At 69.2% G+C, this 21,805-nt stretch carries 15 protein-coding genes; 4 read left to right on the forward strand and 11 right to left on the reverse strand.

The genetic code is table 11. The features are described from left to right. Position 1: 1 nt before the first annotated feature. Complete coding sequence (locus ACDP63_RS11490; protein WP_409928081.1) at positions 2–6,289, reverse strand: type I polyketide synthase; 6,288 nt, start codon at positions 6,287–6,289, stop codon at positions 2–4. 99 nt (positions 6,290–6,388) lie between these two features. After that, a complete protein-coding gene (locus tag ACDP63_RS11495; protein WP_024844114.1) occupies positions 6,389–7,813 on the reverse strand; it encodes a hypothetical protein in 1,425 nt (474 codons plus the stop codon). A gap of 109 nt (positions 7,814–7,922) precedes the next feature. On the opposite strand from ACDP63_RS11495, the gene ACDP63_RS11500 reads away from it, so the two are divergent. Further along, a complete protein-coding gene (locus ACDP63_RS11500) occupies positions 7,923–8,687 on the forward strand; it encodes a WecB/TagA/CpsF family glycosyltransferase (RefSeq protein WP_024844113.1) in 765 nt (254 codons plus the stop codon). A gap of 10 nt (positions 8,688–8,697) precedes the next feature. Here ACDP63_RS11500 and ACDP63_RS11505 read toward each other — a convergent pair whose 3' ends face one another. The 5 genes from ACDP63_RS11505 to ACDP63_RS11525 all read right to left on the reverse strand — a co-directional run bounded on the left by ACDP63_RS11505 (position 8,698) and on the right by ACDP63_RS11525 (position 13,500). Beyond that, a complete protein-coding gene (locus ACDP63_RS11505; protein ID WP_024844112.1) occupies positions 8,698–9,732 on the reverse strand; it encodes an ABC transporter ATP-binding protein in 1,035 nt (344 codons plus the stop codon). Beyond that, the gene (locus ACDP63_RS11510) at positions 9,729–10,511 is read right to left on the reverse strand and encodes an ABC transporter permease (RefSeq protein WP_024844111.1); all 783 of its coding nucleotides are present in this window, start codon (positions 10,509–10,511) and stop codon (positions 9,729–9,731) included. The genes ACDP63_RS11505 and ACDP63_RS11510 overlap by 4 nt, the downstream gene beginning before the upstream one ends. Beyond that, entirely contained in the window at positions 10,508–11,356 is an 849-nt protein-coding gene (locus ACDP63_RS11515) for an ABC transporter permease (protein ID WP_024844110.1), read from the reverse strand. Before ACDP63_RS11515 ends, ACDP63_RS11510 begins: the two co-directional genes overlap by 4 nt. A 53-nt stretch (positions 11,357–11,409) precedes the next feature. Continuing rightward, positions 11,410–12,516, reverse strand: a complete 1,107-nt coding sequence (locus ACDP63_RS11520; RefSeq protein WP_409928082.1) for an ABC transporter substrate-binding protein — start codon at positions 12,514–12,516, stop codon at positions 11,410–11,412. A 144-nt stretch (positions 12,517–12,660) separates the two neighbouring features. Beyond that, on the reverse strand, positions 12,661–13,500 hold the full coding sequence (locus ACDP63_RS11525) for a 2-keto-4-pentenoate hydratase (protein ID WP_024844108.1): 840 nt from the start codon (positions 13,498–13,500) through the stop codon (positions 12,661–12,663). A 156-nt stretch (positions 13,501–13,656) separates the two neighbouring features. Here ACDP63_RS11525 and mutS point away from each other — a divergent pair, with 156 nt between their 5' ends. The 3 genes from mutS to ACDP63_RS11540 all read left to right on the forward strand — a co-directional run bounded on the left by mutS (position 13,657) and on the right by ACDP63_RS11540 (position 17,399). Next, entirely contained in the window at positions 13,657–16,293 is a 2,637-nt protein-coding gene (mutS, locus tag ACDP63_RS11530) for a DNA mismatch repair protein MutS (protein WP_024844107.1), read from the forward strand. A gap of 204 nt (positions 16,294–16,497) precedes the next feature. Continuing rightward, positions 16,498–16,845 (forward strand): STAS domain-containing protein, encoded by a 348-nt coding sequence (locus tag ACDP63_RS11535; protein ID WP_024844106.1) that lies wholly within the window; start codon positions 16,498–16,500, stop codon positions 16,843–16,845. 59 nt (positions 16,846–16,904) lie between these two features. Further along, positions 16,905–17,399: an ATP-binding protein gene (locus ACDP63_RS11540; RefSeq protein WP_258553417.1), complete on the forward strand. Its 495-nt coding sequence runs from the start codon at positions 16,905–16,907 to the stop codon at positions 17,397–17,399. A 1-nt stretch (position 17,400) separates the two neighbouring features. On the opposite strand, the gene hspQ is transcribed toward ACDP63_RS11540, so the two are convergent. The 4 genes from hspQ to ACDP63_RS11560 all read right to left on the reverse strand — a co-directional run bounded on the left by hspQ (position 17,401) and on the right by ACDP63_RS11560 (position 21,778). Then, entirely contained in the window at positions 17,401–17,733 is a 333-nt protein-coding gene (gene hspQ / locus ACDP63_RS11545) for a heat shock protein HspQ (protein WP_028710168.1), read from the reverse strand. Positions 17,734–18,245: 512 nt separating this feature from the next. After that, a complete protein-coding gene (locus ACDP63_RS11550; RefSeq protein WP_024844103.1) occupies positions 18,246–18,707 on the reverse strand; it encodes a CreA family protein in 462 nt (153 codons plus the stop codon). Between the two features lie 566 nt (positions 18,708–19,273). Then, positions 19,274–20,902 (reverse strand): Na/Pi cotransporter family protein, encoded by a 1,629-nt coding sequence (locus tag ACDP63_RS11555; protein WP_024844102.1) that lies wholly within the window; start codon positions 20,900–20,902, stop codon positions 19,274–19,276. Positions 20,903–21,049: 147 nt separating this feature from the next. Next, on the reverse strand, positions 21,050–21,778 hold the full coding sequence (locus ACDP63_RS11560) for a metallophosphoesterase (RefSeq protein WP_024844101.1): 729 nt from the start codon (positions 21,776–21,778) through the stop codon (positions 21,050–21,052). Between the last annotated feature and the right edge of the window lie 27 nt (positions 21,779–21,805).

The following is a 21,805-nucleotide window of genomic DNA, read 5'->3' on the forward strand; positions in this document are numbered from 1 at the left end:
GTCACTCCGCCGCCTTGACCCTTGCCGGGGCGTCCGCATCGGCATCGCGCAGGATCTCGCGCAGAACCGAGGCAAGGCGGCGCACGTTCGGCTCCAGCACCATGGAATCGTGGTCGCCCGGCACCTCGATCACCCGCAGGTCGGGCATCCAGGGCGTCCAGCCATTGTCCTCGACCACATAGTCGCGGCCGGAATTGATCCAGCGCCCGCCCGTCACCTTCCAACGCCGGTCGAGCGGCGGGCGGAACATCGCCACCGGTCCGGCCCAGACCGAAAGCCGCATCTTGGGCAGCGCCGCCAGGAAAGCCGCCTCGATGGCGAGGTCGTGGAAGGTGCCGGTCGCCTCCGAGCCGACCTCGGCCTCGACCGCCCTGGCCTTGCTGCGGCGCTGGAACTCGTAGGCGACGCGGTCGCGCAGCCATTTCCAGAGAAAGCCCGCGCCCCCCTCGCGCAATTCGCCCAGGCGGATCGCCAGCCGGTCCTTGCGGCTGACCGGCTCGCGCAGCGGCAAGGGCGTGTCGAGCATGACCAGCATCGCCACCTCCTCGCCCGCCGCGCGCAACTGCCGCGCCATCTCATAGGCGGTCAGCCCGCCACCCGAGAAACCGCCGATCAGATAGGGGCCGGCCGGCTGAATCTGGCGCAGTTCCTCGATATAGTCGCGGGCGGCTTCGGTGAAATCCTCATGCGGCTTGTCGTCGCCCAAGAGGCCGCGCGCCTGGATGCCCCAGAAACGGCGGTCCGGCCCCAGCCGCTGCGCCAGCTGCCGCAGGTTCATGATATTGCCGAACATGCCGGCGACCATGAAGAAGGGCGTGCCCTCGCCCCGCCCGCCCATATCGACGAGGAAGCGGAAGCGCGGCCGGGCCGAAACCGGCAGCTCGCGCACGTTGTCGGGCGAGACCAGCTCGCGCGGGCCGGTGCGCTCCTCGACCAGGGCGGCCAATTCGGCGATGGTCGGCGCCTCGAACAGGGTCGAGATCGGCAGGTCCACGCCGAAGGCCTTGCGCAGCTGGCCGAACATGCGCACCGCGATCAGCGAATGGCCGCCCAGGTCGAAGAAGCTGTCGGCGGCGCCGACCTGGGCGATGCCCAGGAGTTCGGACCAGATCGCCGCCAGTTCGGCCTGGATGCCCGGCGACGGTTCGACGAAATCGCTGTCGAGGTCGGGGCGCTCGAAGCCGCCCTCGGCGGGCGCGGCATCCTCGACCACCCCCGCCTCGGCGATCAGCGCCGGCAGGTCCAGCGACGAGACATAGACCTGAGAAAGCCCGGTCGAGATCGCCCGGCTGAGCATGGCCGGGCCGATGGCGGCCGGGATGCCCTGGCTGATATTGTGATGCAAGCGCCGCTCGGCAGGGGACAGGCTGCACGGCGGCTGCACCCGTGCCTGCGGCGTGGCGGCAATCGCCGCCGCCAGCTTGCGCAGGGCAAAACCCTTGATCTCGGCGCAGACCGTGCCGTCCGCCGCCGCCAGGGTGATGTCGAATTGCGCCATGCCCTGCGCGTCGATGTTCTCGCCGGCATTGCGGATGCGGCTGATGACCTGCGCCGGCAAGGGCGCGTAAAGCCGGATCGAACCATAGCCCATCGGCACCCAGAGATGCTCGGGCGTCCAGCCCTTGATAAGCGGCATGGCCCAGCCGGTGGCGATGTCCAGAAGCGCCGGATGCGCCAGCCATTCCCCGGCCTCGGCAGCGTATTCGGGCGCAAGCGACAGCTCCGCCACGCCCTCGTCGCCGACAATGCGATAGCGGCGCAGCACCTGCCAGCGCGGGCCGAAATCCATCCGGCCTTCCTGCGCCGAAGGCAGCGCCGCGCCCTGCCCGTCCCGATCCCACGGCCCGCCGACGGCCAGCGGCTCGGGCGCCGCCTCGTGCAATCCGAAAACCAGCGCCGAGACATTCGGCTCGCCCTGCGGATCGTCCAGGATCTCGACGCGCATGGCATCGCCCTCGGGCAGGACGCGGGTGCTGACCAGCGCGGTATCGAAAACCAGCACCGGGCGGCGGAATTCCAACTCGCGGATCGCCAGCGGCAGGGCCAGCCCGCATTCCAGCGCGGCTTCCGAGATCAGCTCGATCCAGCCGGTGCCGGGCATCAGCGCCTGGCCCTGGGCGGTCTTGTGGCCGCCGATGATCCAGTCCTGCATCTTCAGCGCGGTGCGGAACTCGCGCCCGCCCGGCATGGGCAGGCTTTCGTCCAAGAGCGGCCGGCCCTGCGGCACAGCGACGGCCGAGGCGGTGTCGAGCCCCATGGCCCGCGCCGCCATGCCGGCATCGGCCCAGACGCCCCAGTTGACCGCCACCACCCGGCCCAGCGCCGCGGGCGCCAAGCGTGCCACCGCGTTCAGATATTCGTTGGCGGCGACGTAATCCGCCTGCCCCGCCGGCGCGATCACCGAGGAGGTCGAGGAGAACAGCACCGTCAGCTTGGCGGGATTGTCCGCCAGCGCCTCGATCAGCGCGCGGGTGCCCAGCAGCTTCGGCGCCAGCACGTCCCAGGCCTCGTCGTCGGTCTTGGCGGCGATCAGGCTGTCGCGGATCACGCCCGCGGCGTGCAGCACCACGTCGAGGCTGCCGAAGCGCGCCTTGGTCTCGGCCACGGCGCGGGCCATGTCCTCGGGGCTGGTCACGTCGGCGCGGATCGCCAGCACCTCGGCGCCCAGCGATTCCAACTGCCGGACCGAGGCCATGACGGCCGGCGAATCCACCCGGCCGCGCGTGGTCAACGCCAGTTTCGCGCCGCCGCGCTGCGCCAGCTCACGGGCGATGGCCTGGCCGATGCCGCCGAAGCCGCCGGTGATCAGGCAGGCCGCGCCCTGCGGGATGGCGGCCATGCCGTCATCCTCCAGCGCGACCTTTTCAAGGCTTTGCTCAAAGCGGCGCCCGTCGCGCCATGCGGCGACGGCGGCGCCCGAGGGGGCCAGCGCCTCCTCCAGCAGGTTGGCGGCCAGCGCCTCCAGGCCCCCCTTCGCCGGCAGACGCACATCCACCAGACGGCCCGAGACGTTCGGCATCTCATGCGGCATGACGCGGATCGGCCCGGCGGCGGTGGCCTTTTCCGGCACCGGCGCCGGTTCGTCGGCGACGCGCAGCGCGTCGTTGCAGATGGCGATCACCTCCAGCTTCGCATCCGGCAGTTCGGCGCCGATGGCCTGGGCCAGATGCAAAAGGCCGAAGAAGCCGCGCTCCAACTGGCTGTTGAGCAGGCTGGAGCCGGGACGGAACTTCGCCCCCTGCGTCACCGACCACAGATGCAGGATGCGGTCGGGCACCATGTCCTGCCCGGCCAGCGCGGCCAGCAGCATCTCATAGCCCTCGCGGTCGGATTCGACCGGAAGGGTGAAGCGGTCTTGGCCCTTATCGGCGAAGGTATCGCCCACCTCGACCGCCGCGACGCGCTGGCCGCGGGACCGCAGCGCATCGATCACACGCTCGGCAAGGCCCAGATCGTCGGCAAAGACCAGCCAGTTCCGCTGCCCCTGCGCGACCGGCCCCTGCGGCCCGATCTCGATATTCGGCGATGCCAGCTTCCAGGCCGGGCGCCAGCCCCAGTCCGCCGGTTCCTCGATCCGGGCCAGTTCCTCGGCGGTCTCCGCCGCGGCATTGGCCGAACGCTCGATGAAATAGCGCCTGCGCTGGAAGGCATAGCCCGGCAGCGACAGGCGCCGGCGCCGGGCACCGCCCCAGACCTGATCCCAGTCGATCTGCCCGCCGCAGGCCCAGAACCGCGCCAGCGCAGCCATGAAATAGCTGTCGTCGCCGGTGGCGTGGTCGCGGTGGCGCAGGGTCGAGATCACCTGGTTGGCGGCGACCGCCGGATGCGCCTTGGTCATGGCCTGCATGGCCCGGCCCGGCCCGACCTCGACGAACACCCGCCCCGGCACCTGCGCCAGATGCGCGATGCCGTCGGCAAAGCGCACGGTGCCGCGCAGATGCGCGACCCAATAGTCGGGGCTGGTCGCCTCGGCCGCCGTCAGCGGCAGGCCCGAGCGGTTCGAGATGATCGGGATCTGCGGCGCATTCAGCGGGATCGAGGCGAGATAGGCGCGGAATTCGCCCAGCACCGGCTCCAGCAGCCGCGAATGCGCGGCGATGGAGATGGCAATGCGCTGGCATTCCACCTCGCGCGCCGCCATGCGCTCGGCAAAGCGGTCCAGCGCCGCGTCAGGGCCGGAGACCACCGACAGGCCCGGCCCGTTCACCGCCGCGAGGTCCAGTTCCAGTTCGGCCAGCTCGGCGGCGAAATCCTCGGGCGCAAGCGGCACCGACAGCATGCCGCCCGCCGGCACCCGGTCCATCAGCAGCCCGCGCAGGCGCACCAGGCCGATGCAATCCTGAAAGCTCATCACGCCGGCGATGCAGGCAGCGGTGTTCTCGCCCATGGAATGGCCGATCAGCGCCGCCGGCGTCACGCCCCAGCTGATCCACAGCTGCGCCAGCGCGTATTCGGTGATCATCAGCAGCGGCAGTTGCAGCGAGGGCTGCAGAAGCCGGCGGTCCGCCTCGGCCTCGGCGCCCGGCTCGGGCAGCCAGAGCGCGCGCAGGTCGGTGCCATGCGTGGCCGCCATATGGTCGAGGCCGCGGTCCATCCATTCGCGGAACACCGGCTCGGTCTGGTAGAGTCCGCGCGCCATGCCGGCATATTGCGCGCCGCCGCCGGGCAGCATGAACACCGCCTCGGCCGGATCGCCCGCCTGCTGGTGATCGAAGACCAGCAGCGGATCGGGATCGGCCAGAAGCCGCGCCGCCTCGGCCGCATCATGCGCGACCAGCACGCGCCGGCGGTCGAACTGCCGCCGGCCCTGCGTCAGGGTAAAGCACAGGTCGGCCATGTCCACGCCCGGATTGGCCTGCAGCCAGCCCGCCAGCGCGGCCGAATTGGCATCCAGCGCCGCCTTGCTGCGGCCCGAGACGGCGATGATGTGGAAGGGCCAGTCGGATTCGTCCGAAGCCTCGGCCAGCGGCGGTTCCTGCACGATCACATGCGCATTGGTGCCGCCGACGCCCAGCGAGTTCACCCCGGCCCGGCGCGGTCCCGGCACCGGCCAGTCGCTGAGCCGGTCGTTGACCTGGAACGGTCCGCCCTCAAAGTCGATGGCGGGGTTGGGCGCCTCGTAGTTCAGGCTGGCCGGGATCTTGCCGTGATGCACCGCCAGCGCCGACTTGATGAGGCCCGCGCTGCCCGCCGCCGTATCCAGATGGCCGATATTGGTCTTGACCGAGCCGATGCGGCACGGCCCCTGCCGCGTGCCGTCCGAGACCCGCGCATAGGCCTGGTTCAGCGCCGCCACCTCGATCGGGTCGCCCAGCGCCGTGCCGGTGCCGTGGCATTCGACATAGCCGATGCTGTCCGAGGAAACCCCGGCCATGACCAGCGCCTCGGCCACCGCCTGCGCCTGGCCCTCGACGCTGGGGGCCAGATAGCCCGCCTTGGCGGCGCCGTCGTTGTTGATGGCCGAGCCCTTGATCACCGCCCAGATGTGATCGCCGTCGGCCAGCGCATCACGCAGCCGGCGCAGCGCCACCACCGCCGCACCGCTGCCGAAGACGGTGCCCTGCGCGCGATGGTCGAAGGCATGGCAATGGCCGTCGGGCGACAGGATCTCGTTCTCCTTGTAGAGATAGCCCAGGCCATGCGGCAGCTCGATGGTCACGCCGCCGGCCAGCGCCATGTCGCATTCGCCCGAGTTGAGCGACTGGCAGGCCATGTGGATCGCCACCAGCGAGCTGGAACAGGCGGTCTGCACGCTGATGCTGGGCCCCTTGAGGTCGAAGACATGGCTGACGCGGGTGGACAGGAAATCCTTGTCGTTGCCGGTATGGCGCAGCAGGAAATGGCCCACGCCATCGACCAGGTCGCGGTTCGAGCAGACGTTCCAATAGTAATAGCTGCCCATGCCGCAACCGGCCCAGACGCCGATATTGCCGGCGAAACGCTCGGGCGGGTGGGCGGCATCCTCCAGCGCGTGCCAGCAGGTTTCCAGGAACTTGCGGTGCTGCGGGTCCATGATCGCCGCTTCCTTGGGCGAAAGCCCGAAGAACTCGGCATCGAATTCGTCGAACTGCCCGAGGATGCCGGCCGAAGGCACATAGTTCGGATCCGACAGCCGCGCCCGCGACTCGCCCCGCGCGATCAGCTCGGCGTCGGGGATGCGCCGGATCGACTCGACCCCGCGGCACAGGTTGTCCCAGTATTCGGCGACCCCCGCGGCGCCCGGCAACTGGGCGGCCATGCCGATGATAGCGATATCACCGTCTTCGACGGCGGGTTTGTCAAAGACCATGCGGTGCCTCATTGAACTCGTGGAATGCCCCGGCGGGCAGCAATGACTTAACAACTGGCGCGCGTATCCGGCATAGCGAATCCGGCGCTTCGGACCAACCTATAAAACCGTCCGCAGGCCTGCCTTTTTAGGCAGAATCCGCTGGGCCGCCGGCAGATCGGCCGGATCGGAGACCCCCTGCCGCAGCCGGCGTGCATTGCCCAGCAGCGCCCCGGCGGTCAGCCAGGTCAGCGGCGTCATGGTCGCATTGGGAATCAGGTCCAGCATGTTCATCGCCAGCATCAGCGAGATCGCGCCCAGCACCACCATCTCGGCCTTGCGGGGCGGATGCCGGCCGCCCGGCATCGCCCGCAGCAACGCCAGGATCGGCGTCAGCAGCAGCAGAAGCTGCGCCAGGTAGCCGAAGATGCCCCGCGCGCCGATCAGGATCACCCATTGCCCGTCCGGCACCGAGGTCAGCCGGCCGTTATAGGGGTCATAGAACAGCGACCGCCCCCAGCCGCCCCAGCCGAAAGCCGGCCGCTCCATCGCGCGCTCCAGCAGTTCCTCCTCGTTCATTAGCCGGAACTCGAGCGAGCGCCCCCGCTCGGGCGAGATGGACATGGCCAGGTTGACGATACCCTGCAGCGGCATCCAGGGGGTGGTGCGCAGCGTCGGATAGGAGACGGCGGCGGTGGCCACCAGCGCCGCCGCCAGCACCATCATGCGCGGCCGCGCCAGAGCCACCAGCGGCGCCGCCATCAGCGACTGCACCAGCGCGCCTGCCGATTTGCACAGGAAGACGATGCAGGCCAGGTAGACCGCGATCAGGATGTTGCGCCGCGTCGGTTCGTTGCGGGCAAAGGCGATGGCGGCCAGAAAGGCGGTCATCGTCATCAGCGCCACCCATAGCGGATGTTCCAGGAAGACGATGGGGCGGTAGCCGCCATAGCGGATGGTCTGGACGAAATCGTGCTGGAAAAAGCCATACACCCAGACGTTGATCTGCGGGCTCATCCGCAGTTCGATCAGCATGGGCACGGTATAGCACAGGACGCCCAGCAGCAGGCTGCGCGCCCAGAGCTGGGCGCCCCTGGCATTCCAGAGCAGCTTGTAGCCCAGGAAGAAGGGCAGCAGCAGCAGCGTCTGCACGATCAGGTCGGCCACGCCCTGGCTGATCGACATGGCCGGCCGATAGGTCACGCCGTCGATCAGCGGGTCGGGATTGGTCAACGCCGTCAGGATCGGCGAGGCGAAGTTCATCGCCAGGAGCAGCACGACCCAAGCCCCCATGGGCGGCGGCGGGGGCTCGCTCCGGGCGCGCTCCTTGGTGACGAAATAGACCATGACGGCGGCGGCCAGCGCCGGGACCATGTGCTTGTTCAGGCCGGGAAAGGCGGGCAGGTCGATCTCGATCAGCTGCGGCAGCAGCAGGTAGCCGGCAAAGATCGACCAGATCACCGCCTGCGCCCGTTCCATGCGCTGAAACAGCACCGCCACCACCACCGGCCAGGTCACCAGCACCATGAAGGCGAATATGGGCATGGCCCGACTCCCGTCCCGCGCCTTGTCGACCGGCTCTGCGAAGGACGTTGCAATCCCCTCGCCGCCAACACATCCTGCCGTCGATTCCGGCCGGACCCGAGGGCTTATCATGCATTTCAGCTTTCCCGACGGCAATGCCGTCCGCGTCAATTGCCGGGATTCTTCCGCACTGCTGGCCGAGGTGCGGCGGCGGCTGGCCGAGGGGCGCGGCTTCGCCATCGCCACGATCAACGTCGATCACCTGCAAAGGCTGGGCGAGGACATCCGCTTTCGCCGCGCCTATGGCGCGCATGACCTGGTCTGCGCCGACGGCAACCCCATCGTCTGGCTGTCGCGCATCGCCGGGCGGCCGGTGGCGCTGGCGCCCGGCTCGGACCTGGTGCTGCCCTTGGCCGCCGAGGCGGCGCGGGCCGGCCTGCCGGTGGCGCTGATCGGCAGCAACGACGAATCGCTGGCACTGGCCGCGCGCAGCATGCAGGCGGCGGTGCCGGGGCTGCGCGTGGCGCTGACCCATGCGCCGGGCTTTCCCTTCGACCCGATGGGCGAGGAAGCGGCCGGGATCATCGTCCGCATCCGCGCCTCGGGCGCGCGGCTGTGCTTCCTGGCGCTCGGCGCCCCGCGGCAAGAGATATTCGCCATCCGCGCCCGCGACGCGCTTGGCGATGTGGGCTTCGCCTCGATCGGGGCCGGGCTCGACTTCCTGTCGGGCCACCAGCGCCGAGCGCCGCGATGGGTGCGCCGGATCAAGCTGGAATGGCTGTGGCGGATGCTGTCCAATCCGCGCCGGCTGTTCCTGCGCTATGCCAGGGGCTTCGCCATCCTGCCCGGCCACCTGCGCCGGGCGCTGGCCATGCGCGGCAAGAACCGGAAATAGGCCCCGCCCTTCAGCCCGGCAGAACCAGCCATCCGGCCTGCGATGCCGCCAGGCACACCCGCGCGCCCGGCCGGGGCAGTTCGGACCCCGGTTCGTTGAATCGATCCAGCACCACCTCGCGTCCCGCCACCCGTGCCCGCAGCCGCTGGACCGAGCCCAGGAATTCGACGCCGGCGATCTCGGCCGGGATGCCCTCGGGGGCGATGCGCAGGCTTTCGGGCCGCGCCGCCAGGGTGATGGGACCGGCGGGCAAGGAACGGTCCAGCGCGATCTCGGCCCCCTCGACGCGGACGAGGCCGCGGGCGGGGTCCAGCACCTCGGCCGGGAAGCGGTTCAGCGTGCCGACGAAGCCGGCGACGAAATCGGTGGCGGGTTGGTTGTAGATCTGCGCCGGCGTGCCGGTCTGGTCGGCCACGCCCTTGTGCATGACCACGATGCGGTCGGAAATCGACAGCGCCTCCTCCTGGTCATGGGTGACGAAGATGGTGGTGATGGCCAATTGCTGCTGGATCTCGCGGATCTGGTTGCGCAAGGACACGCGGATCTTGGCGTCCAGCGCCGACAAGGGCTCGTCCAGCAGCAGGACGCGCGGGCGCGGCGCCAGCGCGCGGGCCAGCGCCACCCGCTGCTGCTGGCCGCCCGAAAGCTGCCAGGGATAGCGGCCGCCCAGGTCGGGCAGGCCGATCAGCGCCAGCATCTCGGCCACGCGCCCGGCGCGTTCGGCGCGCGCCACGCCGGCGGTGCGCAGGCCGAAGCCCACGTTCTCGGCCACGGTCAGGTTCGGAAACAGCGCATAGGACTGGAACACCATGCCGATCTGGCGCTGGTTCGGGCGCAGGCGCGTCACGTCCCGCCCGTCGATCACCACCCGGCCCGCCGTTGGCGTCTCGAACCCCGCGACCATGCGCAGCACCGTGGTCTTGCCGCAGCCCGAGGGGCCGAGGAAGGACACGAACTCGCCCTTTTCGACGCCGAGGTCGAAGTCATGCACGACGCGGGTCGGTCCGAAGGATTTCTGCAGATGGTCGAGGGTCAGGAAGCTCATGTCGGTTGAATCCGTGTGCCGAACAGGCGGGAGATCAGCTGCATCACCCCCATGCAACCCCAGGTCACGGCAAAGGCGATCACCGCCAGCGCCGCCGGCTCATAGGCGCGGTTGGCGCCCAAAAGCTGCATGTAGGGGCCGAAGGCCGGGCGGTTCAGCAGCGCCGCCATGGTGAATTCGCCGATGACGATGGCGAAGGACAAAAAGGCGCCCGACATCACCGCGCCCAGCACGTTGGGCAGGATCAGCCGGCCGATGATCCGCACCCAGCCGGCGCCCAGCGATTGCGCGGCCTCGGTCAGCGAGCGCACGTCCAGCGTGGACAGCCCGGTATCGACGGCGCGATACATATAGGGCAGCGCCAGCGTGGCATAGCCGCAGAGCAGCAGCAGGTTGGTGCCCGACGCCGTGCCGGTCAGCGGCAGCACCGAACTGGTGTTGTAAAGCCGGATATAGCCGAAGACCACGACGATGGCCGGGATGACCAGCGGCAGCAGGGTGATGAACTCGATCACCGGGCGTAGGCGCGGCAGGCGCAGCCGCACCCAATAGGCGGTCGGCACCACGATCAGCACCCCCAGCAGGATGGTCAGCAGCGCCATGGCCACCGAATAGCTGAAGGTGGCGCGGAAATTCGGGTCCGACAGCACGGAACGATAGGCGTCCAGCGAATATTCCCCGCGCCGCATCCGCAGCGAGAACTCGATGGTGCCGATCAGCGGCAGCAGGAAATACAGCCCGCCGACCACCAGCGCCGCCCAGGACCAGACCCGTTTCATCGCATCCACCTTTCGGCGCGGGTGCGCATCACGACATAGGCCAGGTTCGCAAGCCCGGTGACGACGATCATGCCGAAGGCCATGGCATAGCCCAGATGCGGATCCTGCAGCACGTCGCCGCGGATCTGCGCGAACAGCATGATCGGCACGATGGACAGCGACGAGCCGGTCAGCGCATAGGCCGTCGCCACCGCCCCGAAACTGTTGGCGAACAGCAGCGCGAAAGTGCCCAGAAGCGACGGGAACAGGATCGGCAGCGCCACCATGCGCCAATATTGCCCGGTCGAGGCGCCCAGCACCTCGGCCGCCTCGCGCCATTCGCGCCTCAAGCCCTCCAGCGCCGGGGTGATGATCAGGATCATCAACGGGATCTGGAAGAAAAGGTAGGTCAGCGTCAGGCCCCAGAAGCTGAGCAGGTTGAAGCCCATGGCATAGATGTTGATGCCGAACCATTGCCGCAGCAGTATCGTGACCAGCCCCACCCGCCCCAGCGTGGCGATGAAGGCAAAGGCCAGCGGCACGCCGGCGAAGTTCGAGGCGACGCCGGAAAAGGTCATCAGCGGCCCCTTGATCCAGCGCGGCACGCCGCCCATGACCACCGCCGCTGCCATGGCAAAGCCGATCAGGCAGCCCAAAAGCGCCGAGGCCAGCGAGATCTTGATCGAGATGGCAAAGCTCGACACGATCCGCGGCGAGGCGAGCCCAGCCAGGTTGGCCAGCGTGAACTCGCCCTGCGGGTTCTGAAAGGCGCCGATGACGATGTTCATCGTCGGCAGCACCAGAAACAGCAGCGCAAAGGCGAAAAAGGGCAGGACGCCCAGCCAGTTCCAGCCGATCTGTCTCATTCCGCCTCGCCCGTTCTGGACGGCCCCGCCGGTGCGGGCGGGGCCGCCGCGCCTTATTCCTGAACCGCCGCGCCGACGACGCTGTCCCAGCCCTCGGTCACGACCTTCTTGTTGGCCTCCTGTTGCTCCAGCGTCGGGAAGATCGCTTTCTCATAGGCTTCGGCCGGGGGCAGCGCGTCCAGCAGCTCCTGCGGCACCTTGCCGTTCTGGACCAGGTCGTTGAAGCGGATCGGGTGGCAATAACCTTTCAGCCAGCCCAGCTGGCCCTCGTCCGAATACAGGTATTCCATCCACAGCTTGGCCGCGTTCGGATGCGGCGCATAGGCCGAGATCGCCTGGACATAGACGCCCGCGACCACGCCGTCCTCGGGGATGATCACCTCGACCGGCGGGTTGCCGTTCAGGCTGTCGCGCCAGGAAAGCAGGTTGTAGTCCCAGGCAGTGACGATGGGCGTCGCGCCCTGGGCAATGGTCGCCGACTTGCCGATGACGGGCACGAAATTGCCGGCCTTGTGCACCTCGGCCATCAGTTCCATGCCCTTCTGGCCGGATGCCTCGCCCGGCTCGCCGCCATTGGCGATGCCCGCCGCCATGACCGAGATGATCGCCTGGGCCGAGGCGCGCGGATCGCCCGCCAGCGCGAAGGCATTCGCGTATTCCGGCTTGGCCAGATCCTTCCAGCTTTTCGGCACCTCGTCGATCAGGTCGCTGTTCACGCCAAAGGCCATCACGCCGTAATAATCGCCATACCAATAGCCTTCGGCATCCTTGGCATCGTCCGGGATCGTGTCCCAGGTGGCGACCTTGTAGGGCTGGATCAGCCCCTCGGCCTTGGCCTGCGGGCCGAAGGACAGGCCCACGTCGATCACGTCGGGCGCCTGCGGTCCCTTGTTGTCCTTGTTGGCGCGGATCGCCTCCAGCTCGTCGGCCGAGCCCGCGTCGGGGTTCAGCTCGTTGAACCGGATCTCGGGGTATTTCGCCTTGAAGCCCTCGATCACGCCGCCATAGTTGCACCAGTCATGCGGCAGCGCGATGGTGGTCAGCATGCCCTCGGCCTTGGCGGCCTCTTCCAGCGCCGCCAGATCCTGCGCCATGGCCGCCCCCGAACCTGCCAACAGGCTCAGCGCGGCCAGTCCCGCCGCGGTCGATTGAATGGTCATCGGTCAACTCCGTTCCAGAACACGCCCCATCGGCGGCTGGATGCCACCTAGCGGCCCCCCGTGACAGTCTTGCGACGGAACACCCCTGTTGGCAAAGGTTTTTATCGCGGTTGACCCAAGGGAACCGCGACCGGCCCCGACCGCTCAGGGCACCAGCACCAGGCCCACCTTCATGGCCCTGCCGCCGATGCGGTATTCGGCCTCGACCCGGTGGCCCGGCTGCGCCGGATGCAGCGCGCCCAGCGAGCCCAGCGAGATCACCGAGCCCGGCTTCAGCTCGTAACGGCCCTGCTGGACCAGCCACAGCACCACGTCGAGCGGATGGCCCAGCAGCATCTCGCCCGAGCCGGTGCCGATGCTCTTGCCGTCAAGCTTCAGGTTCACCGTCAGCGCCGCCAGATCGGCGACCGGATCGCGCAATTCGGAAATCGGGATGCCGCGGCCCAGCACGCCGCGCCAGGGCGTCACGCCATAGGCCACCATCAGGGGTCCGGTCGGCACCACGTCCTTTTGCAGCGCCAGGTCGGGCAGTTCGATGAAAGGCCGCACGTCCTTCAGCGCCGCCGCCACCTCTTCGCGGGTGCGGGCCTGCATGATCGCGGAACTGCCCACGGTCACGACCAGATCGGCCTCGAAGAACGGCTCGCGGCTGCCCGCAAGGCTGAGCCGCGCCCCGTCCGGCAGCAGCATCGGCGCGAACAGCGCGCCGGCCACCGGCTCGGTCACGCCGAAGCGTTCCTGCACCTGGCGCGAGGTGAAGCCGACCTTCACCCCCACCGGCGCGCCCAGTTCCGCCTCCAGCACGCTGCGGAAGGTGGCATAGGCGCAGGCCCCGTCCTCGAGCGTGCGCACCAGCGGGTCGGGCAGGCGCTGGCCGGCGATCCAGCCGCGCGCGGCGTTCTGCATCAACGAGACATCCGGGCAGGCTGCGACGGCCACGCCCGCGAACGGCAGCATGATTGCGCCCAGAATCAACGATTTCATCGCCCGGCCTCACGAATGCATTCCCGGCAGACGATGCCGCAACACGGGACCGCTGTCACCGGGATTCTTGCGCTCCCTCGGCAACCTGCCTGCATCCTGTTTGCATCGGCCCGCGCATCCCCTAGAAGAACGGGACCGCAGGCGACAAGGCTGGACATGAGCGATCAACCCACCCCGATGATGGCGCAGTATCTTGCGATCCGCGAGGCCAATCCCGGCGCGCTGCTGTTCTATCGCATGGGCGATTTCTACGAGATGTTCTTCGAGGACGCGGTGGCCGCAGCCGCGGCGCTGGACATCGCGCTGACCAAGCGCGGCACGCATCTGGGCGAACCGATCCCGATGTGCGGCGTGCCGGTCCATGCGGCTGAGTCCTACCTGCTGACGCTGATCCGCAAGGGTTTCCGCGTCGCCATCGCCGAGCAGATGGAAGATCCGGCCGAGGCCAGGAAGCGCGGCTCGAAATCGGTCGTGGCCCGCGACGTGGTGCGGCTGGTGACGCCCGGCACGCTGACCGAGGAATCGCTCTTGGAGGCGCGGCGGCACAATTTCCTGGCGAGCTTCGCCACCGTGCGCGAGGATTCGGCGCTGGCCTGGGTGGACATCTCGACCGGCGCCTTCCGCGTCGTGCCATGTCCGCCGGCACGGCTGGCCCCCGAACTCGCCCGCCACGCCCCGCGCGAATTGCTGGCCGCCGAGGGCTCGAACCTCGACGAGATCGCCGCCGAGGCCGGTGCGGCGCTGACCGAACTGCCCGCCGGCAGCTTCGACAGCAGCGCCGCCACGCGCCGGCTTTGCGCGCTGTTCCAAGTCGAGACGCTGGACGGGTTCGGCAGCTTCTCCCGCGCGGAACTGGCCGCCATGGGCGCCATCGCCGATTACCTGGAGCTGACGCAAAAGGGCCGGATGCCGCTGATCCGCCCGCCGGTGCGCGAGGCGCCTGGCGGCGCCATGCAGATCGACGCCGCCACCCGGCGCAACCTGGAACTGACGCAGGCGCTGTCGGGCGGGCGCGAGGGCTCGCTGCTGACCGCCATCGACCGCACGGTGACGGCGGGCGGCGCGCGCCTGCTGGAGCGCCGCATCAGCGCGCCGTCGCGCGACCTGGACGAAATCCACGCCCGCCAGGCCGCCGTCGCATATCTGGTGGACGACCCGCGCCTGACCGCCGACCTGCGCGAGGCGCTGTCGCGCGCGCCCGACATGGACCGCGCCCTGTCGCGGCTGGCGCTGGAGCGCGGCGGGCCGCGCGACCTGGCCGCGATCCGCGCCGGGCTGACGCAGGGCGCGGCCATCGCCGCCATGCTGGGCTGCGACGAGATCACCGTGCTGGCAGAGGCGACGCACGACCTGACCGGCCATGACGCCCTGATCGACCTGCTCGACGACGCACTGGTGGCCGAGCCCCCCTTGCTGGCCCGCGACGGCGGCTTCGTCGCGACGGGCCATGACGAGGATCTGGACGAGACCCGCCGGTTGCGCGACGAGGGCCGCGGCGTCATCGCCCGGATGCAGGCCGATTACATCGCCGAGACCGGCGTCCAGAGCCTCAAGATCAAGCATAACAACGTGCTGGGCTACTTTATCGAGACCACTTCGACCCATGCCGAGCGGATGCTGGCCCCGCCGCTGAACGAGCGTTTCATCCACCGCCAGACCACGGCGAACCAGATCCGCTTCACCACGGTCGAACTGTCGGAACTGGAAACCCGCATCCTCAACGCCCGCGACCGGGCGCTGGAGATCGAGCGCGAGATCTTCGCCCGCCTGGCGCGCGCCGTCCTGGACCGGGCCGGCCCCATCGGGCAGGCAGCCCGCGCGCTGGCCGAGATCGACCTGACCGCCGCTTTGGCCGATCTCGCCTCGGGCGAGGGCTGGGTGCGCCCCGAGGTCGATGCCAGCCGCGCCTTCGTGATCGAGGGCGGCCGGCATCCGGTGGTGGAACGCGCGCTCAAGCGCAAGGGCGAGGCTTTCGTCGCCAACGACTGCGCCCTGACCGAGGGTGAGACCCCGGCGATCTGGCTGTTGACCGGCCCGAACATGGCCGGCAAGTCAACCTTCCTGCGCCAGAACGCGCTGATCGCCATCCTGGCGCAGGCGGGTGGCTTCGTGCCCGCCCGCCGTGCCCATATCGGCCTGGTCAGCCAGCTCTTCAGCCGGGTCGGCGCGGCGGACGACCTGGCGCGCGGCCGCTCGACCTTCATGGTCGAGATGGTCGAAACGGCGGCGATCCTGAACCAGGCCGACGATCATGCGCTGGTGATCCTGGACGAGATCGGGCGCGGCACCGCGACCTGGGACGGGCTTTCGATCGCCTGGGCGGTGATGGAGCACCTGCATGCCACGAACCGCTGCCGGGCGCTGTTTGCCACCCATTACCACGAGATGACCAGCCTCTCGGCCCGCCTGCCCGGCTTGGAGAACGCCACCGTCGCGGTGCGCGAATGGGAAGGCGAGGTGATCTTCCTGCACGAGGTCAGGAAGGGCGCCGCCGACCGCTCCTATGGCGTGCAGGTGGCGCGGCTGGCGGGGCTGCCGCCCGCGGTGGTGGAACGCGCCCGCGACATCCTGCACCAGTTGGAAAGCGGCGAGCGCCAGGGGACGGGCAAGCCCGCCGCGCTGCTCGACGACCTGCCACTGTTCCGCGCCGCCCCGGCGCCCGCGCCGGCGGCCAAGGCCAGGCCCTCGGCGGTGGAGGAGCGCCTGCGCAGCCTCAATCCCGACACGATCAGCGCCCGCGAGGCGCTGGACCTGATCTATGAACTGCACGGGATGCTGGAAGGCGAGGCCTAGGCTTCGCGCAGCGGTAGAGGCTGGACCGGCGGGACCAGCCCGCTTCCTCGGGTTTTCGGGCTGGTCCGGCGTCCGCTGCAAGGTTTATGAAATTTCGCGCTATTTTCGCGTCTTCCTGCACGGAAATCCGTGAGACGCTTACCTGCCGGTAACGATTGCCGGTCTAGAACAGGGGCAAGCACACGGAAAACAGCGGAACCGAGAATGCAACTGACATTGCTGCCCCAGCCGGACGGGCTAACGATTCGCGTCGATGAAAAACGCCTCGACGCCACCATTGCCACCGCCTTCAAGGACCGGGTGCGCGGCATGATCGCCGGCGGCGGCGCGCAGGTGACGCTGGACCTGGGCGGGGTCGAATTCATGGACAGTTCCGGACTTGGCGCGGTGATCGCCATCTACAAGGCCATGCCCGCGGGGCGAAAGCTGACGCTGACCAGGCTGACGCCGAATGTCGAGCGGGTGTTTCACCTGACGCGGATGGACACGGTGCTGACCATCCGCAGGACCGCAGACATTCCCGCCGCGCGCCCCGAAGGCCCCGAAAGATGAACCTGTCTCCCGAACCGGCCGGAAAGCGGCTTCGCCAGCCCCCGCCACCCCGCCGGCCGATGCTCCACCGCATCTTTCGCGCCGATCCGGCAACCGTGCGCGCCGCGCTGCTGTTTCTGCGCGAAAGATTCGACGGCAGCGCCGGGGACGAGGTGATCGCCAAGCTGGAGCTGGCGCTGGCCGAGGTGCTGAACAATATCTGCGAACACGGCACCCGATACGAGGCGGTGCGGCTGGGCGGCCGGCCGCATGCGCCGCTGATCCATCTTTGCGTCGCGCGCCATGTCGGCGGCATCGCCTGCGCGGTGACGGATGACGGCCGGCCGCTGCCGGCCTCGTGCCTCGACATGCACGACCTGCCCTGGACCGGCCCGGCACCCCAGGATGCCGAGGCGATCCTGCTGCTGCCCGAGGGCGGCTTCGGCTGGTTCCTGATCCAGGAACTGACCGCCTCGCTGTGCTATTTCCGCGAGGGGCGGCGGAATTTCCTGGCCTTCGTCGTCCCGGTGGCCGAGCCGCCGGCGCAAGTCGCTCCTGCCGCCGGGGGGGCCTGAATCAGTTCAGCCCGAATTGCAGCGGATAGCGGCCGTCCTGAAACTCGCCGAACATCTCCGTCACCTCGGGATGTTCCAGAGGCTCGCCCGAATGATCCGGGACCAGGTTCTGCTCGGAGACATAGGCAACGTAATAGGTCGCCTCGGTTTCGGCATAGAGGTGATAAAAGGGCTGGTTGCGCGACGGCCGCGAATCCTCGGGGATGGATTCGTACCATTCCTCGGTATTGGAAAATTCCGGGTCCACGTCGAACACCACGCCGCGGAACGGATGTTCGCGATGGCGCACCACCTGGCCCAGATTGTATTTTGCGCTCTTGGACGGAATCCGCATCTCACCGTTCCTGTTTGGCGCGGCTCTTACAACCACCGCACGGCGCTGTCCACCTGTGGGGCCGCAAACCGCAAGGCGGCCGGAAGCTTGCGCGGAAACCGGGACATGGTCCGCAGCGGCTCCGGGGTCGCGACGCCCCAGGGCCGGGGCATGCGCGGCAGCGCCCATCCGCGCCCGCAGCCAGCCGGCCCGATCCAGGCATCCGAACGGCCAAGCCGGCAGGCGTTCCGCAAAAGCGACCCTGATCTTTGGCGCGGACGAACGGGGCGGCCGATCCGGGAGCGCACGCCCCCCGCGCACCTGGCCGCCTGCCGCGGAGGCTGTGTGAAAACTCGGTTGGGCGGTAAGCGCCTCGGGACAATATTCTACTACGGTATGGTTGACGTGAAAACGTTCCCCTCGGGGATGCGCCGGGCGCCCCCCGAGGGAAAGCATTCTTGACACATTCATGGATTCCGAGTTTCCGCACAGCCTCCGCGGATACCGCGCCGGCCCCGCGGCAGGCGGCAGCTTCAATGGGCCGGCAATGCCTCGCCCGGCTCCAGCGCCACGGTCGAGATCGACATCTTGGCCGAGCCTTCCTTCACCTGGTCGGCATGGGCAAGATAGACCAGCACCTGGTTTTCCTCGTCATAGATCCGCTTGATCCGCAGCGACTTGAAGATCAGCGAGCGCGAGGCGCTGAACACGTCCTCGCCCTTCGGCCCGCGGCGGATGTCGCCGATCGTGACCGGGCCGGTCCGGCTGCATTCGATGGCCGAGTTCGACGGATCCTCGAACCAGTTGCCCTGGCTCAGCCGGTCGATCACCGAGCGGTCGAAATAGGCCAGGTGGCAGGTCACGCCCTGCACCTGAGGATCGGGGATGGCCTCGATGATGATGTCGTTGCCGACCCAGTCCACGCCGACCTTGCCCACCACCTCGGCCGAAACGGGCGCAGCCATCAGCGCCAGGGCGGCAATCCATGTCCTCATCTCGTCCTCCGGGCAGCGCAACCGGACAGAACATGGCAAGCCCGCCGAGCCGCTGCAAGAGCTTGCGGCTGCATCGCGCGCCAAAGCCCCGCAGGGTGCGGAAAGCCGAGGCTGCGGCGGGCGGCGACCAGGCGTGGAAGCGGCCGAGGCGCCGCTGGCGGCAAGATCGCCCTGCCGCTTGCCGCCGCGGCCGGACCATGCCGGGGGCAGGCCAACGGCATCCGCCCCCGGAAACGGCGGCGCGAGGGTCGGCCAGGCCTTGCGCCGCTGCCCCGGACCCGGCGAGGCGGGGCGGGGCGGGGCGAAGAATCCTGCACGTCACCGGTGCCGGCCGGCCGTATGGATCGCTGGAGACCCGCCACGCCGGGGCCAGGGCTATGCCTTGCGCCGCTGCGCCCGCCCGGCCGGAGAAATGGTTTCCGCGCCGGAGCGATGCATGATCGCCGCCCGGCCCGGCGGGCCATGCACCCGATCCGGGCCCCCGGATTGCTTGGCGGATTCCGCCAGGACCGCGGCCCGCGATTGGTCCGGCGGCGTCACCGCGATGGCGCCGCCCGATCCGGCCTTCAGCCCCGCTTGAGCCGGCTTTCGATCAGCAGGTCGGCCTCGTCCAGGATCGGATGCGCGACCGAGACGATATGCGCGTTCACCCGCTTCAGGTCGCGCAGGATGTCCAGGTGCAGCGATGAGGTCTGCTGGCTGTCCGCCCGCCCCTCGCGCAGCCGCATCAGGTGGCGCTGCGCGGACATGCGCTCCAGCCGCCGGATCTCGACCTTCTCCTCCATCAGCTGCCGCGCCAGGTCGCGGTCGCGGGTCATGAAGACGGTCTGGGCCAGCCGCAGGTTCTCTATGGTCATCAGGAACAGCCCGTCCAGTTCGCGATAGCCCTCGTCGGAAAAGCGCAGGGCCAGCGCCGCCTTCTTGCGGATCTCGGGGCCGAGCCCCTTGTCGATGATGTCGCCGACATGTTCCAGGTTGATGACATAATCCAGGATGGTGATGGCCTGGCGCCGTTCATCCTCGCCCGCCTCGCGGCCCAGGCGGGAGAGAAAGCTTTTCACCTCCTGCTGCATGCGGTCCACCCGCTCCTCCAGCACCGAAACCTCGGCCAGGGGCGCATCGTCGCCACGGGCAAAGGCGGTGCGGGCCTGTTGCAGCATCCGTTCGACCACGTCGCCGATGGCCAGCGCCGCCCGGCTGGCGCGAGCCAGAGCCACGGCCGGGGTGTCCAGCGCCTGCCCGTCCAGCAGCTGCGCCTCGATCGGCGGCGGGGTCTCGTCTTCACGCAGGATCAGCCCGGTCAGCCGCGTGACCAGCGCCGAAAAAGGCCAGATCGCCGCGGCGAGCGCCAGGTTGAAGGCCAGATGCGCCTCGACCGCCAGCCCGGTTTCCGGCAGAGGTACGGCGGTCAGCACCTGCGCCGCTTGGCCCGCCAGGGGCAGCGCGACAAGGCAGCCGACGGCGCGCACGACCAGGTTGCCCAGGGCGACGCGGCGGGCCGCGATGCCCTGTCCGGCCGTGGCCAGCACCGGCGGGATCGCCCCGCCCAGATTGGCGCCCAGCACCAGTACCACGGTCAGGGCCGGATCCATGGCCAGCGACAGGACCAGCATCACCACCGCCAGCGAAGACGAGCAGATCACCGCCAGCCCCGCCGCGATGGCCAGCGCCACCGGCCAGGCATTGCCCAGCATGGCCAGAAAGGCTGCCATGGCCGCGGATTCGCGCAGGGGCTCGGTCGCATGGCCCAGCAGGCCCAACGACAGCAGCATCAGCGCGATGCCGATCAGCGCCAGCCCGCCGCCCGACCAGCCGCGCCGGGACTGGCCGCGCATGGCATAGCCGGCCAGCAGCAGCACCGGCACCAGCGCCTCGATCCCCGAGGCGACGATCCAGGCGGTCAGCGCCGTGCCCAGGTTGGCGCCCAGCAGCACGATCTGGGCCATGCGCGGCCGGATCATGCCGCGATCCACGAATGAGGCCGTCATCAGCGCCGTCGCGGTCGAGCTTTGCAAGCCCAGTGTCGCCACCAGCCCGGAGACAAAGGCCCGCAACCCGGTGCGCGTGCCCCGCCCCAGCGCCATCTTGAGCCGGACGCCAAAGGCGCGCACCATCCCGTCGCGGACCAGGCCAAGCCCGAAAAGCAGCAGCGCCACGGCGCCGGCCAGCTGGAACATGACGGAAAGGGACTGCACGGCGCCGCACCTCCTGACGCGCCACGCATGGCGCATAGGCTGATATTTGGCCCCTCCCGCCAGGCGGTCAATGGATGCCGGGGATTTGAGACATTTCCCGCCGGCGCAATGGCAGGCCTGCCACAGGGCCGGGCTCAGGGGCCAGGCTCAGGGGGCGGGAATCGGCTCGCGCCCGGAATCGGTCAGCAGATGCAGCCCGGTTTCGTCGAAGACCACCACGCTCAGCGGCCCGCCATAGGCCGCGCCGGTGTCGATGGCCAGGCGGTTGCCGAAATGCGTCACCCGCTTGACCGGGCTGTGGCCATGTACCACCAGCAGGCCGTGATTGCTGGCATCGTCCAGAAAGCCCTTGCGGATCCAGACCAGGTCATGCTCGGTCTGCCGGGCCAGGTCGACGCCGGGGCGGATGCCGGCATGGACGAAAAGCGCCCGCGGGGTCAGGTGCCACAGCGGCAGCGCCGCCAGCCAGCGCAGATGCGCCTCGGGCACGGCGCGCAGCACATCGGCATGGGTGCGGGCATGGTCGCGGATCTCGACGCCATAGGAGGCCAGCGTCTCGGCTGCGCCCAGCGAGGGATGCTCCAGCCAGTGCCGCCCCGAGGCCAGGCCGGGGTCGATCCATTCCGGCTGCCAGGCAAAGCGCGGCAGGAAGCGGTCGTGATTGCCCTTGAGCACGATCCAGGGCAACCCTTCGGCTTGGCCGCGCATCAGGTAATCGACCACGCCGCGCGAATCCGGGCCGCGGTCCTGCAGGTCGCCGACATGGACCAGCCTGCCGCCGCCGCCATGTGCCGCGTCGTCGCGCGCGATCAGCTCATGCGCGGCGCGCAGCAGTTCCAGGTGGCCGTGAATGTCACCGATGGCATAGGTCCGCATGCCGCCCCCGCAAATGGAAACCCCCGG

The organism is Paracoccus sp. P2 (assembly GCF_046335115.1).
In the GTDB taxonomy this organism is placed as follows: domain Bacteria; phylum Pseudomonadota; class Alphaproteobacteria; order Rhodobacterales; family Rhodobacteraceae; genus Paracoccus; species Paracoccus pantotrophus.

What these genes read in the sequence shown, in the direction of transcription:
- ACDP63_RS11490 (WP_409928081.1), bottom strand. Translation starts at nt 6,289, where the DNA reads ATGGTCTTTGACAAACCCGCCGTCGAAGACGGTGATATCGCTATCATC.
- ACDP63_RS11495 (WP_024844114.1), bottom strand. Translation starts at nt 7,813, where the DNA reads ATGCCCATATTCGCCTTCATGGTGCTGGTGACCTGGCCGGTGGTGGTG.
- ACDP63_RS11500 (WP_024844113.1), top strand. Translation starts at nt 7,923, where the DNA reads ATGCATTTCAGCTTTCCCGACGGCAATGCCGTCCGCGTCAATTGCCGG.
- ACDP63_RS11505 (WP_024844112.1), bottom strand. Translation starts at nt 9,732, where the DNA reads ATGAGCTTCCTGACCCTCGACCATCTGCAGAAATCCTTCGGACCGACC.
- ACDP63_RS11510 (WP_024844111.1), bottom strand. Translation starts at nt 10,511, where the DNA reads ATGAAACGGGTCTGGTCCTGGGCGGCGCTGGTGGTCGGCGGGCTGTAT.
- ACDP63_RS11515 (WP_024844110.1), bottom strand. Translation starts at nt 11,356, where the DNA reads ATGAGACAGATCGGCTGGAACTGGCTGGGCGTCCTGCCCTTTTTCGCC.
- ACDP63_RS11520 (WP_409928082.1), bottom strand. Translation starts at nt 12,516, where the DNA reads ATGACCATTCAATCGACCGCGGCGGGACTGGCCGCGCTGAGCCTGTTG.
- ACDP63_RS11525 (WP_024844108.1), bottom strand. Translation starts at nt 13,500, where the DNA reads ATGAAATCGTTGATTCTGGGCGCAATCATGCTGCCGTTCGCGGGCGTG.
- mutS (WP_024844107.1), top strand. Translation starts at nt 13,657, where the DNA reads ATGAGCGATCAACCCACCCCGATGATGGCGCAGTATCTTGCGATCCGC.
- ACDP63_RS11535 (WP_024844106.1), top strand. Translation starts at nt 16,498, where the DNA reads ATGCAACTGACATTGCTGCCCCAGCCGGACGGGCTAACGATTCGCGTC.
- ACDP63_RS11540 (WP_258553417.1), top strand. Translation starts at nt 16,905, where the DNA reads ATGCTCCACCGCATCTTTCGCGCCGATCCGGCAACCGTGCGCGCCGCG.
- hspQ (WP_028710168.1), bottom strand. Translation starts at nt 17,733, where the DNA reads ATGCGGATTCCGTCCAAGAGCGCAAAATACAATCTGGGCCAGGTGGTG.
- ACDP63_RS11550 (WP_024844103.1), bottom strand. Translation starts at nt 18,707, where the DNA reads ATGAGGACATGGATTGCCGCCCTGGCGCTGATGGCTGCGCCCGTTTCG.
- ACDP63_RS11560 (WP_024844101.1), bottom strand. Translation starts at nt 21,778, where the DNA reads ATGCGGACCTATGCCATCGGTGACATTCACGGCCACCTGGAACTGCTG.